Origin of the sequence: Streptomyces sp. NPDC026206, from assembly GCF_040638465.1 — a bacterium.
Lineage (GTDB): Bacteria > Actinomycetota > Actinomycetes > Streptomycetales > Streptomycetaceae > Streptomyces.
In genome coordinates this window covers 189,661-204,713 of the sequence record NZ_JBEZYL010000009.1, presented here as the reverse complement: position 1 = coordinate 204,713, position 15,053 = coordinate 189,661, and the positions used below count along the sequence as shown (strand labels likewise).

At 72.2% G+C, this 15,053-nt stretch carries 12 protein-coding genes; 7 read left to right on the top strand and 5 right to left on the bottom strand.

All coding sequences use genetic code 11. The features are described 5' to 3' along the window. Positions 1 to 129 precede the first annotated feature (129 nt). From AB0F13_RS16085 to ybaK, 3 genes are read left to right on the top strand one after another with little or no spacing between them, the layout of a single operon-like run. Positions 130 to 1,734, top strand: a complete 1,605-nt coding sequence (locus tag AB0F13_RS16085; protein ID WP_362081450.1) for an oxidoreductase — start codon at positions 130 to 132, stop codon at positions 1,732 to 1,734. Between the two features lie 44 nt (positions 1,735 to 1,778). Next, positions 1,779 to 2,516 carry an LON peptidase substrate-binding domain-containing protein gene (locus tag AB0F13_RS16080; RefSeq protein WP_362081447.1) on the top strand — a complete coding sequence of 246 codons (738 nt, stop codon included), beginning with the start codon at positions 1,779 to 1,781 and terminating at the stop codon, positions 2,514 to 2,516. A 17-nt stretch (positions 2,517 to 2,533) separates the two neighbouring features. Continuing rightward, on the top strand, positions 2,534 to 3,037 hold the full coding sequence (gene ybaK, locus AB0F13_RS16075) for a Cys-tRNA(Pro) deacylase (RefSeq protein WP_362081444.1): 504 nt from the start codon (positions 2,534 to 2,536) through the stop codon (positions 3,035 to 3,037). 685 nt (positions 3,038 to 3,722) lie between these two features. On the opposite strand, the gene AB0F13_RS16070 is transcribed toward ybaK, so the two are convergent. The 4 genes from AB0F13_RS16070 to AB0F13_RS16055 all read right to left on the bottom strand — a co-directional run bounded on the left by AB0F13_RS16070 (position 3,723) and on the right by AB0F13_RS16055 (position 7,847). Beyond that, positions 3,723 to 4,427, bottom strand: a complete 705-nt coding sequence (locus AB0F13_RS16070; protein WP_362081441.1) for a DUF2567 domain-containing protein — start codon at positions 4,425 to 4,427, stop codon at positions 3,723 to 3,725. Positions 4,428 to 4,486: 59 nt separating this feature from the next. After that, the gene (locus AB0F13_RS16065) at positions 4,487 to 5,323 is read right to left on the bottom strand and encodes an ABC transporter permease (RefSeq protein ID WP_362081438.1); all 837 of its coding nucleotides are present in this window, start codon (positions 5,321 to 5,323) and stop codon (positions 4,487 to 4,489) included. A gap of 58 nt (positions 5,324 to 5,381) precedes the next feature. After that, positions 5,382 to 6,356, bottom strand: coding sequence for an ABC transporter ATP-binding protein (locus tag AB0F13_RS16060; protein ID WP_362081617.1), 975 nt, complete (start codon positions 6,354 to 6,356; stop codon positions 5,382 to 5,384). 189 nt (positions 6,357 to 6,545) lie between these two features. After that, positions 6,546 to 7,847 carry an NYN domain-containing protein gene (locus tag AB0F13_RS16055; protein ID WP_362081436.1) on the bottom strand — a complete coding sequence of 434 codons (1,302 nt, stop codon included), beginning with the start codon at positions 7,845 to 7,847 and terminating at the stop codon, positions 6,546 to 6,548. Positions 7,848 to 8,100: 253 nt separating this feature from the next. Between AB0F13_RS16055 and AB0F13_RS16050 the strand changes: the two genes are divergently transcribed. After that, complete coding sequence (locus AB0F13_RS16050) at positions 8,101 to 8,271, top strand: hypothetical protein (RefSeq protein ID WP_362081433.1); 171 nt, start codon at positions 8,101 to 8,103, stop codon at positions 8,269 to 8,271. Positions 8,272 to 8,352: 81 nt separating this feature from the next. Here the strand turns inward: AB0F13_RS16050 and dnaE are convergent, their stop codons facing one another. After that, a complete protein-coding gene (dnaE, locus tag AB0F13_RS16045; protein WP_362081430.1) occupies positions 8,353 to 11,892 on the bottom strand; it encodes a DNA polymerase III subunit alpha in 3,540 nt (1,179 codons plus the stop codon). Positions 11,893 to 12,075: 183 nt separating this feature from the next. On the opposite strand from dnaE, the gene AB0F13_RS16040 reads away from it, so the two are divergent. Genes AB0F13_RS16040 through AB0F13_RS16030 form a run of 3 tightly spaced genes read left to right on the top strand, consistent with a single transcriptional unit; the run spans position 12,076 to position 14,973 of the window. After that, positions 12,076 to 13,410 carry a DUF2252 domain-containing protein gene (locus tag AB0F13_RS16040; RefSeq protein WP_362081427.1) on the top strand — a complete coding sequence of 445 codons (1,335 nt, stop codon included), beginning with the start codon at positions 12,076 to 12,078 and terminating at the stop codon, positions 13,408 to 13,410. A 19-nt stretch (positions 13,411 to 13,429) separates the two neighbouring features. After that, positions 13,430 to 14,080 (top strand): hypothetical protein, encoded by a 651-nt coding sequence (locus AB0F13_RS16035; protein ID WP_362081424.1) that lies wholly within the window; start codon positions 13,430 to 13,432, stop codon positions 14,078 to 14,080. Between the two features lie 47 nt (positions 14,081 to 14,127). After that, positions 14,128 to 14,973 (top strand): thioredoxin domain-containing protein, encoded by an 846-nt coding sequence (locus AB0F13_RS16030; RefSeq protein WP_362081421.1) that lies wholly within the window; start codon positions 14,128 to 14,130, stop codon positions 14,971 to 14,973. Positions 14,974 to 15,053: the final 80 nt, after the last annotated feature.

Genomic DNA, 15,053 nt, shown 5'->3' with positions numbered 1-15,053 from the left:
ATCTGACCGAGGACGGACAATCGGCCTCGCCACGGTGTTCAACCGGTCACCCGGGGGGAATGGGCCCCGTACGAGGTCGTACGGACGGGGCTCCCCATGCCGTGGAGGCCAGGGGAGGGAGGGGAGACCGTGACCGAGCCACCCGAGGGCGAGCCGCCCACCGGGCTGGAGCTCACCGCCGTCGAGCGGGACATGTGGCAGGCGTTCCGCAACGGCAGCACCCTCGATCTGCGCAGCCCCTCGCCCGGGCACAACGACCCCGCCGGCCCGCAGGTCTGGGGCCCGGAGCGCAGCGTGCGCGCCCGCGTCGTCGCCCTGCTGCTGCTCCACGGCCCGGCCGCCCACCCCGGGCGTGTCGCCGCGCTCAAGCTCAACGGCGTGCGGGTCACCGGCACCCTCGACGTCGCGGGCGGGACCGTCGTGCCGTACGTCGAGATGCACAACTGCCGCTTCGACGAGCAGCTGCTGCTGCCCGAGAGCAGCTTCACCACGCTGCGCCTGGTCGGCTGCGCGATGCCCCGCCTGGAGGGCGCGCGGATCCGCACCGAGGGCGATCTGCACCTGCCGCGCTGCGTCGTCCAGCACGGCATCCGGCTGACCGACGCGCACATCGGCACCGACCTGCTGCTCAACCAGATGGTGGTGCGCCGGGACCGGCGGGGGCTGTCCATATCCGCCGACGGGCTGACGGTCGGCCAGGACCTGCAGGCCGAGATGATGCGCTCGCACGGCGAGATGAGCCTGCGCGGCGCGACGGTCGGCGCCTCGCTGAGCCTGCGCGGCTCCACGCTCAACAACCCCTACGGCCGGCGTGCCCTCAACGCCCCCCAGCTCACCGTCGAGCGCACGCTCTACCTCACGGCCGCCGGCATCGGCGGCCCCCGCTACGGAGGCGGCGCCACTCCCCCGTACGGCATCACCCTCGACGCCCCGGAGCAGCGGGCGCAGCTGCGGCGCTTCGAGTGCCTGGGCGGAGCACGGCTGGACGACGGACGGTTCGGGGACGCGGTGGACCTCAGCCAGGCCCGGTTCGTGATGGAGGCGGACCAGGAGCTGTCGCTGCGCCGCGTCCAGACGCCCGAGCTGCGCTTCCTGGGCGAGAAGCAGCAGCGCGGGCGGGTGGTGCTGTCCGGGGCGCGCGTGGCCAATCTCGTCGACCGCTACGACAGCTGGCCGGGCCCGGGCGGGCTGGTGATGGCCGGGTTCTTCTACGAGCACCTGATACCGGTCGGCCACTTCCCGCTCGCCCGCCGCCTGGACTGGGTGGCCGCGGCCACCCCGGAGTACGCCCCGGAGCCGTACGAACGGCTGGCGGGCGCCCTGCGCGTCAGCGGCGAGGACGCGGAGGCGCGAGCGGTGCTCCTGGCCAAGCAGCGCCGCCGGCGCGAGACGCTGCCGCCGGCCGGCAAGGCGTGGGGATACCTCCAGGACTGGACGGTGGCGTACGGGTACCGGCCGGGGCGGGCGGCGGTGTGGATGGCGGTGCTGTGGGCGCTCGGAGCGCTCTACTTCTCCTACCGCCCGGTGCCGGCCCTGAAGGAGGGCGAGGGCCCGCAGTGGGACGCCGCGCTGTACACCCTTGACCTGCTACTGCCGGTCATCGACCTGGGCCAGGGCACCGCCTGGCGGCCCGGCGGCGGCACCCAGTGGGTGGTCGCGGCGCTCACCCTGCTCGGCTGGGTGCTGGCCACGACGGTGGCGGCGGGGGCGTCCCGGCTGCTGCGCCGGCAGTGAAATCCCCGAACCGGTCGGCTGTCAGGCCATTAGGCTTACCGGCCGTGACCACCGCGCGCCTTCCCCTCTTTCCGCTGAACTCGGTGCTGTTCCCGGGGCTCGTGCTCCCGCTCAGCATCTTCGAGCAGCGGTACCGCGCGCTGATGCGCGACCTGTCGAAGCTGCCCGACGACGAGCCGCGCCGCTTCGGGGTGGTCGCCATCCGCGACGGCCACGAGGTGGCGCCCAGCGCGCCGGGCCTGCCCGACGAGGCCCGCCCGGAGCCCGGCCCCGCCTCGGGCTTCGGAGCCGACCCGATGAAGGCCTTCCACACCGTCGGCTGCGTCGCCGACGCGGCCACGATCCGCGAGCGCCCGGACGGTACGTACGAGGTGCTGGCCACCGGCACGACCCGCTTCAGACTGCTGTCCGTCGACAGCTCGGGCCCGTACCTGACGGGCGAGGTGGAGACCGTCGAGGAACAGCAGGGCGACGGGGCCGGGGCCCTCGCCTCCGGGGTCGTCCGGGCGTTCCGGGCCTACCAGAAGCGGCTGGCCGGGGCGAACGAGGCGTCGCTGGCGGGCCGGGCGGAGCTGCCCGGCGAGCCCCAGGTGCTCTCCTACCTGGTCGCGGCCGCGGCGGTGCTGGACACCCCGGTCAAGCAGCGGCTGCTGCAGGCCCCCGACACCGCCTCCCGGCTGTCGGAGGAGCTGCGACTGCTGCGTGCGGAGACCGCGGTCATCAGCAAGCTCCCCTCTCTGCCGGCCGTCGAACTCACCCGGCGGCCCACCAGCCCCAACTGAGCCGACGGGACGAAACCTTGCCGAAGAAGCCCAGGAAGCAGCAGACGGCGGGGGCGACGCCCGCGATCGTCGCCCTGGAGAAGGCGGGCACCGCCTTCTCGGTGCACGCCTACGAGCACGACCCGGCCGCCGCCTCCTACGGCGAGGAGGCCGCCGAGGCGCTCGGCGTCGAGCCCGGCAGGGTCTTCAAGACGCTGGTGGCCGATGTGGACGGCACGCTGACCGTGGCCGTCGTGCCGGTGTCCGGCTCGCTCGACCTCAAGGCCCTGGCGGCGGCCGTGGGCGGCAAGCGGGCGGCGATGGCCGACCCGGCCGCCGCCGAGCGCACGACGGGGTACGTGCGGGGCGGGATCTCCCCGCTCGGGCAGCGCAAGCGGCTGCCGACCGCGCTGGACGTCTCCGCGAGCTCGCACCGGACGGTCTGCGTCTCGGCCGGACGGCGCGGCCTGGAGGTCGAGCTCTCCCCCGGTGACCTGGCACTTCTGACGGGCGCGGTCATCGCCCCGATCGCCCGCGGCTGAGCCGTGGCCCGCGCCCGGGCTGGACGGATGTCCTTCCCTTCGCTACGACCAAGGGGCGGGCCGCCGTCCGTGCGACCCGCCGGGGAGGGACCGCCCATGTCGAAGCGCACCCGAAAGCGCCGCTGGCGGCTGAAGAAGGGCCGCGCCAACCACGGCCGCAGGCCGGCGTAGGTCACGTCCTCAAGCGCCGGAGCCGGCCTGTCGGGGCAGCACGCAGCCTGTCCGGCGCTTGAGGCCACTCAGCCGCGGCGGGGTGGGGTGGGGGTTTGCCCCTGCCCCGCCCTTTCACCGTTTCTTGTCCTCAATCGCCGGACGGGCTGGTTTTACTGGCCCGGACGGGCTGGCTTTACCGGCCCCGGGCGGGCCGGCCTTACCGGCCACGAACGAGCCTGGCCTTACCAGCCACGGACGAGCTCGCTAATACCGGCCCCGAACAAGCCGGCCTTACCGGCCACGGGCGAGCTGGCCTACCGGCCACGGACGGGCTGGATTAACCGTCCCCGGGCGGGCTGACTTTACTGGCCCCGAGCGAGCTGGCCTTACCGGCCCCGAGCGAGCCGACCTGACCGGCCACAGACGGGCTGGCTCTACCGGCCGCCAAACGAGCTGGCTTTACCGGCCCTCGAACGAGCCGGCTCTACCGGCCCCGAACCAGCCGGCCTTACCGGCCACGGACGGGCTCGCTCTACCGGTTCTGGCCGGCGCCGGGGTCCGGGGGTGCCTCGGATCCGCCCCACGACAGCACCGGCTCGGGGTCGCGCGGCCCGAAGAGTGCCGTCAGTCCCAGGTGGGCGCCCATCGCCGCCAGCGGCCACGCCAGTAGCGTGCCCTTGGCCGCCAGCTTCAGGGGGGCGTCGAAGACCACGCCCTTGCCCACGGCCCGGGCGTGCGCGGCCACGTCGGAGGACGGGCCCAGCCAGACGCCCAGCCGCCAGCCGACCACCGAGGCCAGCAGGGAGCCGGCCGCGAGGCCCACTACCAGGGCGATGCCGCCGGCCCGGCGCAGGAGGAAGACCACGGCCGCGCTGAGCGCGCCGAACGCCAGGCCCAGCACCGCGAACCAGCCGTCCGCGCCGATGGCCTGCTCGCCCTCGGTGTTCCTCAGGTAGACGGCCTTGCCGTCGGAGATCAGCGGCACCCGCGGAGCGAGCCACACCCACAGCAGCCCCAGCAGCACCCCGGCCACCGTGACGACCGCCATGACGACCGCGCCTTCCCGCAGCTCGGTGCGTACCTCCTGCGCCCGGGCCGCGGCAGCGTCCGCGTCCGTGTCCGCGACCGCTTCCGCCCCCGTCGTGTGCGGCAGCTCGCCGCCCGGCGAGGGCTGGGGCTGCGGGGGCCCGGAGTCGGAGGATGAGGAGTTGCCCTGCGGCGTCAGCGGTGCGGTCACCTTGCCATCGTGCCAGGCGGACGCGGATGCCCGGGCGGCAGGAGGGTCGCTGCGGCGCGTCACCGCACGGCCGCCCGGCGGTAGGCCCATGTGGCCACGGCCAGCGACACCACGCCGACGGCCGCGCACACCCCGAGGTCCGCGGCCACCAGCAGCCAGTCGGGGTGGGCGTCGAAGCTCCGCGCCAGCGCCTCCACGCCGTAGGTGGACGGCAGCAGGTCGCGCGCGTATGCGATCGGCGCCGGCATGCGGGACGCCGGCAGCACGCCCAGCAGCAGCGCCGCCGACATGCCCAGCTGACCGCAGAGCGTCGCCAGCTCCTGGCGCGGCGCGAGCAGCCCGAGCGCGGCGCCGAGCCCGGCGAGGGCGGCGCCGGACAGCGGGACCACCGCGACCAGCACCCACAGGTGCGTCAGCGACAGCTTGAACAGCACGCTGCCCACCACCGCCGTCACGACCGTGCCGGGCGCGGTGAACGAGGCGTACGCCCCTGCGGCCCCCAGCACGACGGCCGCCGGCGGCACCGGCAGGGTCGCGTAGTGGTCGAGGCCGCCGCTGGCGCGCAGCTGGCCGAAGTACTGGGCGAGGAGGTTCAGTGCGACGAACGCGACGACCAGCACGCTGGACCCCGCCACGACGGCCCGCGCCTCGTCCCCGCCGTCGACGACGCCGCGCATCAGGATCATGATCCCGACGGACTGGAAGGTCGCCACGAACAGCAGCGGGATCCGCGCGACGCGGGCGCGGGAGAGCTGCGCGCGGTAGACCGCCGCCAGCGCGGGCAGCAGTCGCGCCCGCGGGGCCAGCGGGGCGGCCCCCTCGCCGTCGGGCCACGGCTGGGCCCCGCCCTGGGCCCGGACCTTCCCGGGTACCGCCTCTGCGGATACGGCACTCACGCGGCACAGCTCCTGTTCGGTACGGCCTTCGCGCGGCGCGGCGGCTCGCCGGCGCCCCTCATGCCTTGACCAGCCCCTGGGCACGGCCGCCGCCCAGCGCCAGGTAGACGTCCTCCAGGCTCGGCGTGGCGAGCGTGAAGTCGTCGAGCGCGGCGAAGGCGGGACCGCCGGTCACGGCGGCGACGGCGGCGCGGGCCTCGGCGGGTGCGAGCCGCAGCGACCACCGGCGGCCCGTCTCGCGGGCGGCGCCGCGCAGCGCGGCGACCTCCGGGACGTCGAGCGGCGGCTCGCCGCGCCAGACGAGTTCGACGCGCACCTCGTCCCCGACGAGCTCCTTGAGCCCGGCCGGGGTGTCGCAGGCGATGATCCGTCCGTGTTCCAGCACCGCGACCCGGTCCAGCACGGTCTCGGCCTCGATGACGTTGTGGGTGACGAGCAGGACCGTGGTGCCGCGCTCGGCGCGCCGCCGGTCCACGGCGGCCCACACGGCCCGGCGGGCCACGGGGTCCATGCCGGTGGTCGGCTCGTCCAGGACGAGCAGGGGCCGCTCGCCGACCAGCGTGGCGGCGAAGCAGGCGAGGCGGCGCTGGCCGCCGGAGAGCTTCTTCAGCGGACGGCCGGCGAGGGCGGTCAGCCCGAGTTCGTCGATGACGGCGTCACGCTCGGCGCGGGCCGCGCGAAGGTCGAGACCGCGCAGCCGGCCGGTGGTCTCGGCGGCCAGGGACACGGTCAGCTCGTCCAGGGCGCTGGACTCCTGGCCGAGGTAGCCGACGAGGCGGGAGGCGCGCTCGGGGTGGCGCACGAGGTCGTGGCCGAGGAGCTCGACGCTGCCCTGGTCCGGGCGCAGCAGGCCCGTGAGCTGGCGTACGAGCGTGGTCTTGCCGGCGCCGTTGGGGCCGAGCAGGCCGAAGATCTCACCGCCCCGGACCTCGAGGTCGATGCCGTCGCTGGCGCGTACGGCGGCCGCGGCGGGGGTGCCGCGCCGGCCGCGCGCGGCGGGGTAGGTCTTGACCAGGCCGCGCACGATGCACACCGTGCCGCCTTCGGCTTGCCGCGGGGGGGTGCCCCGCTCGGCCTGTTTCCCTACCGTTCTCACGAGCTATGAGGGTACGCGCCGTGGTGCCTGCCACTTGCTTCGGGGCACGCTTGCGGCGGTTCGGCACGGCCGGGCCGCCCGGCGGGTGCCGATCACCGTCGCGGCGGGGAAGGAGCCCCGGTGCCGTCAGTCCCCCGCGGGTGCGTGTTCGGCGGCGGTGCGGGCGTCGATCTCGCGCCAGAAGCCGGCGCGGATCGCGTAGCGGTCGTGCTCGTCGATCTGGTCGTCCTTGTGGGCGAGGAGGCCGAAGCGGGCGGCGTAGCGCAGGAGCTCGCCGTCGATGCGGTGCGGGATGCGGGGGTACTCGGTGGACAGGTGCTGCAGGTGGACGGAGTCGGTGATGCGCTCGGTCCAGCGGCGGGCGAAGACCTGGCCGACCTCGAAGGGATCGCCGCCGACGGTGGTGATGTCCTCCTCGCGGTCCGCCCAGCGCTGCTCGGCGCTGGTGAGCTGGGCGAGCATGGGCAGGCAGGCGGTTTCGGGGGGCTCCCCGAGGCTGTTGCCGGCGCCGCGCTCGACCCAGCCCTTGTCCGAGGACCAGCGCAGTGTCGCGCTGGGGGAGCCGGTCTGCCCGTTCGACGCGGCCGGGGCGTTGGCGGGCTGGGGCGACGGGCCCGCGGGGCCGCGCCCCAGGACGGCGAGGTCCTTGGGGGTGGGCACGCCGCGCGCGGCGGGGGCCTCCGTGCCCCGCTCGGTGCCCGGGCAGGCGGAGGCGGCCGACGGCCGGGAGCTGCCGTTGCGCTCGGCGTCCGGCCGGGCGTCCGCCGTACAGCCGGCGGCGGCGGCCGCCGCGGCGGCCGCGGTCTCGGGGAGCGGCGCGGAGAGGATCGCGGCGATCTCGGGCCGGGGGGCGGGCTGCGGGGCGCAGATGCCGGTGAGCTCCTTGGCCCGTACGGCCCGGGTGATCCACGTGCGGTCCAGGACGCGGCGCTCGTCGGCCTCGGCGACGAGGTCCTCGGACTGGTTGTAGTCGCCGTCGGCGGCCTGGACGGCCCACAGGTGGACGGCGACGCCGTGTTCCTTGGCGGACATCAGGCCCGGGAGGAGGTCGCCGTCGCCGGTGACGAGCACGATGTCGGAGCAGGCGCGGTTGCGGGCGAGCTCGGTGAGCTCGGCGTGCATGGCCGCGTCGACGCCCTTCTGGGCCCAGCGGCCGTCGCTGCGGGTCAGGGCGCCGAGCCGCACGGTGACGCGGGACATCACGCGCAGCCGGCGGTGCTCGGGCTGGGGCACCCGGTCGGGGGCGCCGTCGAACCAGTAGATCCGCAGCAGCGGCCGTTGGGTATCGGCCTCGGCGCGTTCGCGCAGGCCTTGGATGAGGGTCGCGTGGTCGACGGTGATGCGGGACCGGGCGGGTTCCCCGGCCAGCAGGCTCGCGGCGGCGCCCAGCAGATACCCGGCGTCCACCAGGACGACGCAGCGGTCCACGTTCCACCCTCTTTCCCTGAGTTCAGAAGTGCGGTCGCCCCCCGGCACAGGCGTGCCCCGGTCTCCTTGGCTTTCCCAGGAGTCTGCCCGACCGCGCGGGGGTTATCAGTCCGAACTGGATCTTCGGCGTGGCGGATACGGGCCACGGCCGATAAGTACCCCTGTCACCCACGGTAATTACCCGAAATGCACGTTTGGCCGGTGCGTGGGAGGGTGAACCGAGGGGGTCGTCCGGATGTGGAGGCACTTGAGCATGGCCAAGAACAAGAACCGGAAGCAGCCACAGTCGTCGAGTGCGGCCGAGCGCGGACAGCAGCAGGCCAAGAGGTCATCGATGGAGTCGCAGACGGAGCAGCGGCAGTCCCAGGTCACCCCTGCCGACGTCGCTCACAAGGGTCGCCAGAAGCGCTTCGGCCACAACTGACCGGCGCTTGGATGCGTTTGAGGGGCGCGCCCGCCTGAAGCGGGCGCGCCCCTCGGGCGTTCTCCGGGGCCGGGAGCGGGCTCAGCCCGCCAGGCAGGACGGGCCGAGCAGCTGCTTGAGGTCACCGAAGAGCGCCGGGTCGGGCGTCACCCGGTGCCGGTCCAGGCGCAGCACGGTCGTCTTGCGCGCCCCCTGGAGCTTGATGCGGACCTCGGTAGAGCCCCGGTGGTGGGTGAGCACCTGGCCGAGCCGCTCCACCAGGGGCGGGGTGACCTTCACGGTGGGGATGGTGATGATCACGGGCGCGTTGGTGCCGGCGTTGGACAGGTCGGGGACCATCAGCTCCATGGCGACCAGGCGGGGGATGTCCTCGCGCTTGTCGAGCCGCCCCTTGACGAAGACGACGGCGTCCTCGACGAGCTGGGTGGAGACCAGCTGGTAGGTGGCGGGGAAGAACATGCAGTCGATGGAGCCGGCGAGGTCCTCGACGGTGGCGATGGCCCAGGCGTTGCCCTGCTTGGTCATCTTGCGCTGCAGGCCGGAGATGATGCCGCCGATGGTGACGATCGCGCCGTCGGCGTGCTCACCGCCGGTGAGCTGGGAGATCGAGGCGTCGGCCTTGTCGTTGAGGACGTGCTCGATGCCGAAGAGGGGGTGGTCGGAGACGTAGAGGCCGAGCATCTCGCGCTCCTGCGCGAGCAGGTAGGACTTCTCCCACTCGACGTCGGAGAACTCCACGTCGAGCCCGAAGCCGGGCTCGCTGCTGTCCTCCTCGCCCATGCCGCCGAAGAGGTCGAACTGTCCCTCGGCCTCCTTGCGCTTGACCTGCACCACGTTGTCGATCATCGGTTCGTAGTGCGCGGTGAGGCCCTTGCGGGTGTGCCCCATCTCGTCGAAGGCGCCGGCCTTGATCAGCGATTCGACGGTGCGCTTGTTGCAGACGACGGCCTCGACCTTGTCGAGGAAGTCGGGGAAGGAGGTGTACTTTCCCTTGGACTTGCGGCTGCGGATGATCGAGTCGACGACGTTGGCGCCGACGTTGCGGACGGCGGTGAGGCCGAAGAGGATCACGTCGTCGCCCTGGGCGGCGAAGTTGGACTCGGACTCGTTGACGTTCGGCGGGAGCACCTTGATGCCCATGCGGCGGCACTCGTTGAGGTAGGTCGCCGACTTGTCCTTGTCGTCCTTGACCGAGGTCAGCAGGGCGGCCATGTACTCGGCGGGGTGGTTGGCCTTGAGGTAGGCGGTCCAGTACGTGACCAGGCCGTACGCCGAGGAGTGCGCCTTGTTGAACGCGTATCCGGCGAAGGGGACCAGCACGTCCCACAGGGCCTGGATGGCCTCGTCGGAGAAGCCCTTCTTCTTCGCGCCTTCCTTGAAGAAGACGAAGTTCTTCGCCAGCTCGTCGGGCTTCTTCTTGCCCATCACCCGGCGGAGGATGTCGGCCTCGCCGAGCGAGTACCCGGCGATGATCTGCGCGGCCTTCTGCACCTGCTCCTGGTACACGATGAGGCCGTAGGTGACGCCCAGGACCTCCTTGAGCGGCTCCTCCAGCTCGGGGTGGATCGGGGTGATCTCCTGCTGGCCGTTCTTGCGCAGGGCGTAGTTGGTGTGCGAGTTCATGCCCATCGGGCCCGGCCGGTACAGGGCCGAGACAGCGGAAATGTCCTCGAAGTTGTCGGGCTTCATCAGGCGCAGCAGCGAGCGCATGGGGCCGCCGTCGAACTGGAAGACGCCGAGTGTGTCACCGCGGCAGAGCAGTTCGTACGTGGTGGGGTCGTCCAGCGGGATGGCCAGGAGATCGATGTCGGCGCCCTTGTTGGCCTTCACCATCTTGACGGCGTCGTCCATGATCGTGAGGTTGCGCAGGCCCAGGAAGTCCATCTTCAGCAGGCCGAGCGACTCACAGCTCGGGTAGTCCCACTGGGTGATGGTCACACCGTCGGAGTGCCGCACCCAGACGGGGACGTGGTCGGTGATCGTCTCGCTGGACATGATCACACCGGCCGCGTGCACACCCATCTGCCGGACCAGGCCCTCGACGCCCTTCGCCGTGTCGATGACCTTCTTGACGTCCGGCTCGTTCTCGTACATCCCCCGGATCTCGCCCGCCTCGCCGTAGCGCGGGTGGCTCGGGTCGGTGATGCCGTTGAGGTCGATGCCCTTGCCGAGGACGTCGGCGGGCATGGCCTTGGTGAGCCGGTCGCCCATCGCGTACGGGTAGCCGAGGACGCGGGCGGAGTCCTTGATCGCGTTCTTGGCCTTGATCTTGCCGTACGTGCCGATCATGGCGACCTTGTCGGCGCCGTACTTCTCGGTGACGTACCGGATCACCTCACCGCGCCGGCGCTCGTCGAAGTCGATGTCGACATCGGGCATGGAGATGCGCTCGGGGTTGAGGAACCGCTCGAAGATCAGTCCGTGCTCGATCGGGTCGAGGTCGGTGATGCCCATGGCGTACGCGACGATGGAGCCGGCCGCCGAGCCCCGGCCCGGGCCGACCGCGATGCCGTTGTTCTTGGCCCACATGATGAAGTCGGCGACCACGAGGAAGTACCCGGGGAAGCCCATCTCGATGATGATGCCCATCTCGTACTCGACCTGCTTGAGCCGGTCCTCCGGGATGCCGCCGGGGTAGCGCCGGGCCATGCCGCGCATGGTCTCCTCGCGGAACCAGGTGACCTCGGTGAACCCCTCGGGCACATCGAACTTCGGCATCAGGTTCCGCTCCTGGAACCAGCCCTCGGTGTCGATCTGGTCGGCGACCAGGCGCGTGTTGGCGCAGCCCTCCTGCCAGGCGTCGGAGGAGTCGATGGCGTACATCTCGTCCGTCGACTTCAGGTAATAGCCGGTGCCGTCGAACCGGAAGCGGTCCGGGTCGGAGAGGTTCTTGCCGGTCTGGATGCAGAGCAGGGCGTCGTGCGCGCTCGCCTCGTGCGCGTAGGTGTAGTGGGAGTCGTTGGTGACCAGCGGGGGGATGCCGAGCTTCTTGCCGATCTCCAGCAGGCCGTCGCGGACCCGGCGCTCGATCTCGATGCCGTGGTCCATCAGCTCCAGGAAATAGCGGCCCTTGCCGAAGATGTCCTGGTAGTCGGAGGCGGCCTTGAGCGCCTCGTCGAAGTGGCCGAGCCGCAGCCGCGTCTGCACCTCGCCGGAGGGGCAGCCGGTGGAGGCGATCAGGCCCTCGGACCACTGGGAGATGGTCTCCTTGTCCATGCGCGGCCACTTGGTCAGCCAGCCCTCGGCGTACGCGTCGGAGGACAGCCGGAAGAGGTTGTGCAGACCGGTCTTGTTCGCCGCCCAGATGGTCTTGTGCGTATAACCACCCGAACCGGAGACATCGTCGCGCTTCTGGTGCGGCTGGCCCCACTGGACGCGTCGCTTGTTGCGCCGCGACTCGGGCGCCACATACGCCTCGATGCCGATGATGGGGGTGACGCCCGCCTTCTTGGCCTGGTGGAAGAAGTCGTACGCGCCGTGCAGGTTGCCGTGGTCGGACATGGCGATATGCGTCATGCCCATTTCATTGCAGGCATTGAACATGTCCTTGAGCCGCGCGGCACCGTCCAGCAGCGAGTACTGGGTGTGGACGTGCAGGTGCGTGAAGGGCGGCTTGGCCACGATGGAAGACCTCCGGCGGGGGGCAGCGGGTCGGCGGGGACAGTTTTGAAGGTTACCGGCCCCCACCGACAGCCGCGGGCACGCGCCGGTAGCCTCGGACGCCTACGGACGGCAGCACATCTGTCCGCCCGATGCCCCTCCCCCAGCCACCGCTGGGGGTGCCCCCACCAGGAGGACCCAGCGATGGCGCTCGAGCACGACCGGGCCACGCAGCGCGGCGAGGAGATCCTCGCCGTTTTCGACACCGCTTTCGGTGAGCTGCTGGCGGCCGACCCGGCCGCCTTCCGGGTCAAGTTCCGGAAGATGGCCGCTTCCGCCTTCGCCTTCTACCGGGGCACGGCCTGCCTGTTCTACTCCGACCTGGACCACGAGCGCGACGCCGGCCCGTACCTGGACGACCGGACGAGCCGGGTGTGGATCCACGGCGACCTGCACGCCGAGAACTTCGGCACGTACATGGACGCCAACGGCCGCCTGGTCTTCAACGTCAACGACTTCGACGAGGCGTACGTCGGCCCCTTCACTTGGGACCTGAAGCGCTTCGCCGCCTCCCTGGCGCTGCTGGGCTACACCAAGGCGCTCAGCGACGAGAAGATCAGCGAGCTGGTGCGGATCTACGCCGCCGCCTACCGCGAGCGGATCCACGCCCTCGCCTCGGGGGCCAAGAGCGCCGACTTCACCGAGCTGCCGCCCTTCACCCTGGACACCGCCGACGGCCCGCTGCTGGGCGCGCTGCGCGAGGCCCGGTCGATGACCCGCTTCGGGCTGCTCGCCACGATGACCGAGATCAGGGACTTCGAGCGGCGCTTCCTGGGCGACGACGGCGCCATCGAGCTGGACGCGGCCACCCGCTACAAGATCCTCGCGGCCTTCGACGGCTACCTGGAGACCCTCCCCGACACCAGCCTGGCCCGGCCGGACTCCTACCGCGTCAAGGACGTCGTCGGCCGTCGGGGCATCGGCATCGGAAGCGCCGGGCTGCCCTCGTACAACATCCTCCTGGAGGGCAACAGCGACGCCCTGGAGAACGATGTCGTCATCTACATGAAGCAGGCGCAGACCCCGGCGGTCTCCCGGCACATCACCGACCCGCAGGTGCGCGGCTACTTCCAGCACGAGGGCCACCGCACGGTGATCTCCCAGCGGGCGCTGCAGGCGCACGCCGACCCGTGGCTGGGCTGGACGGAGCTGGACGGCAGCGGGCAGCTGGTCGCCGAGGTCTCCCCCTACGCCGTCGACCTCGACTGGTCGGACATCGACGACCCCGCCGAGATCGCCACCGTCGTCGCCGACCTCGGCCGCGCCACCGCCACCATGCACGCCGCCGCCGACGACCAGAGCGGCCACTCGCTGGTGCCCTTCTCCACCGAGCGCGCCATCGACGCCGTCATCGCCGCCGACGAGGAGGGCTTCGCCGCACTGCTGGTCGACTTCGCCCACAGCTACGGCGCCCGGGCCCGCGCGGACCACCAGATCTTCGTGGACCTCTTCCGCAACGGCCGGATCCCCGGCCTTTAGCCGGGGCTCACCGCGCGGCATGGCAGACTCGGCCCTCATGGACATATCGGCGGCACGGCTGCGGGCGCTGCGCGCGGCGCTGTTCACAGCGCTGTGCGTGCTGCTGTCCGCCGCCTCGCACGTGCTGCTGTCCGGCAGGGCCCTGCCCGCCCCGGCGGTCGCCGCGGCCGGCGCGGCCGTCTTCGCGCTCGCCTACGCCCTCGCGGGCGAGGAGCGCGGCTTCTGGCGCATCGCGGCCCTGCTGGTGCCCCTGGAGCTGGTCTCGGGAGCGCTCTTCACCACCGGGCAGGACACCTGCTACGGCGGCGCCGGGCACCCGGCCCCGGGGGCGCTGAGCTGGCTGTGCGGCGCGAGCATGGGCGGGCCCCTCGCGGGGCTCGCCGCCCCGGGCACGGCGCCCTGGCTGCTGCTCGCCGGACACATCGCGGTGGGCCTGCTGGCCGCCGCCTGGCTGCGCCGCGGCGAGGCGGCGCTCGGCAGGCTGCTGCGCGCCGCCGCGGTGGCCGCCTTCCGCCCGCTGCTGCTGGCCGCCGCCGCGCTCGGCGCCGGTGCCCGCCAGGAGGGCGCGCCCGTACGGCCCGTACGCCCCGCGCGCACGGCCCGGCCGCGCGCACCGCTTCTCCACTCCGTCGTCCGGCGCGGACCACCGCTTCGCCCCGTCCTCGGCTGAGCAGTAGAGAACAGTTCGCACCAAGAGCACCACGGAGAAGCATCACCATGAGCAAGCGCAACCAGTGGGAGAACAAGCAGACCGCGCGCGAGCGGCTGCGTGCCGAGCGCGAGGCCCAGGCGAAGAAGGAAAAGGCCCGCCGCCAGTTCGTCGTGGCCGGCGCGGTGGCCGGCGTCCTGGCCGTCGCGGGCGGCATAGCCTACGGCGTGAGCCAGGCGAGCGGTGGGGGCAGCAGCAAGAGCACCGACTCCACGTGGAAGGCCGCGGCGGACAAGAGCCTCGTCAAGCCCGCCAACACCGGCGGCGACAAGGGCACCGAGATCGTCGTCGGCAAGAAGGACGCCAAGCACACCCTGGAGATCTACCAGGACATGCGCTGCCCGATCTGCTCGGTCTTCGAGCAGAACGTCGGCGGGACGATCGACAAGGACGTCAAGGACGGCAAGTACAAGGTCGCGTACCACGTCGGGACCTTCCTCGACCGCAACCCGCAGATCGCCGGCACCGGCTCGAAGAACGCGCTCAGCGCGCTCGGCGCCGCCCTGAACGTCAGCACCGACGCCTTCAGCGCCTACAACAAGGCGCTCTACTCCAAGGCCAACCACCCCGAGGAGACGAAGGACGAGTTCGCCAAGGACGACGTCCTGCTCAAGGTCGCCCAGCAGGTCCCCGCTCTGAAGGGCAACGCCGAGTTCGAGAAGAACGTCAAGGACGGCACCTTCGACAAGTGGGCGCTGGAGGTGTCCGACTCCTTCGACAAGGCCAAGGACGTCACCGGCACGCCGACCCTGAAGGTCGACGGCAAGAAGCTGGAGGTCCAGACGGCGAACGGCAAGGGCGTCCCGATGACCCCGCAGCAGTTCACCCCGGCCATCGACGAACAGCTCAAGTAGCCGCCCCTGCCGCTCCCGGGCGGCACCGGCGACCGTCCCCTCGGCGATGCCGAATCGAGACGCGACACGCCACGGATGCC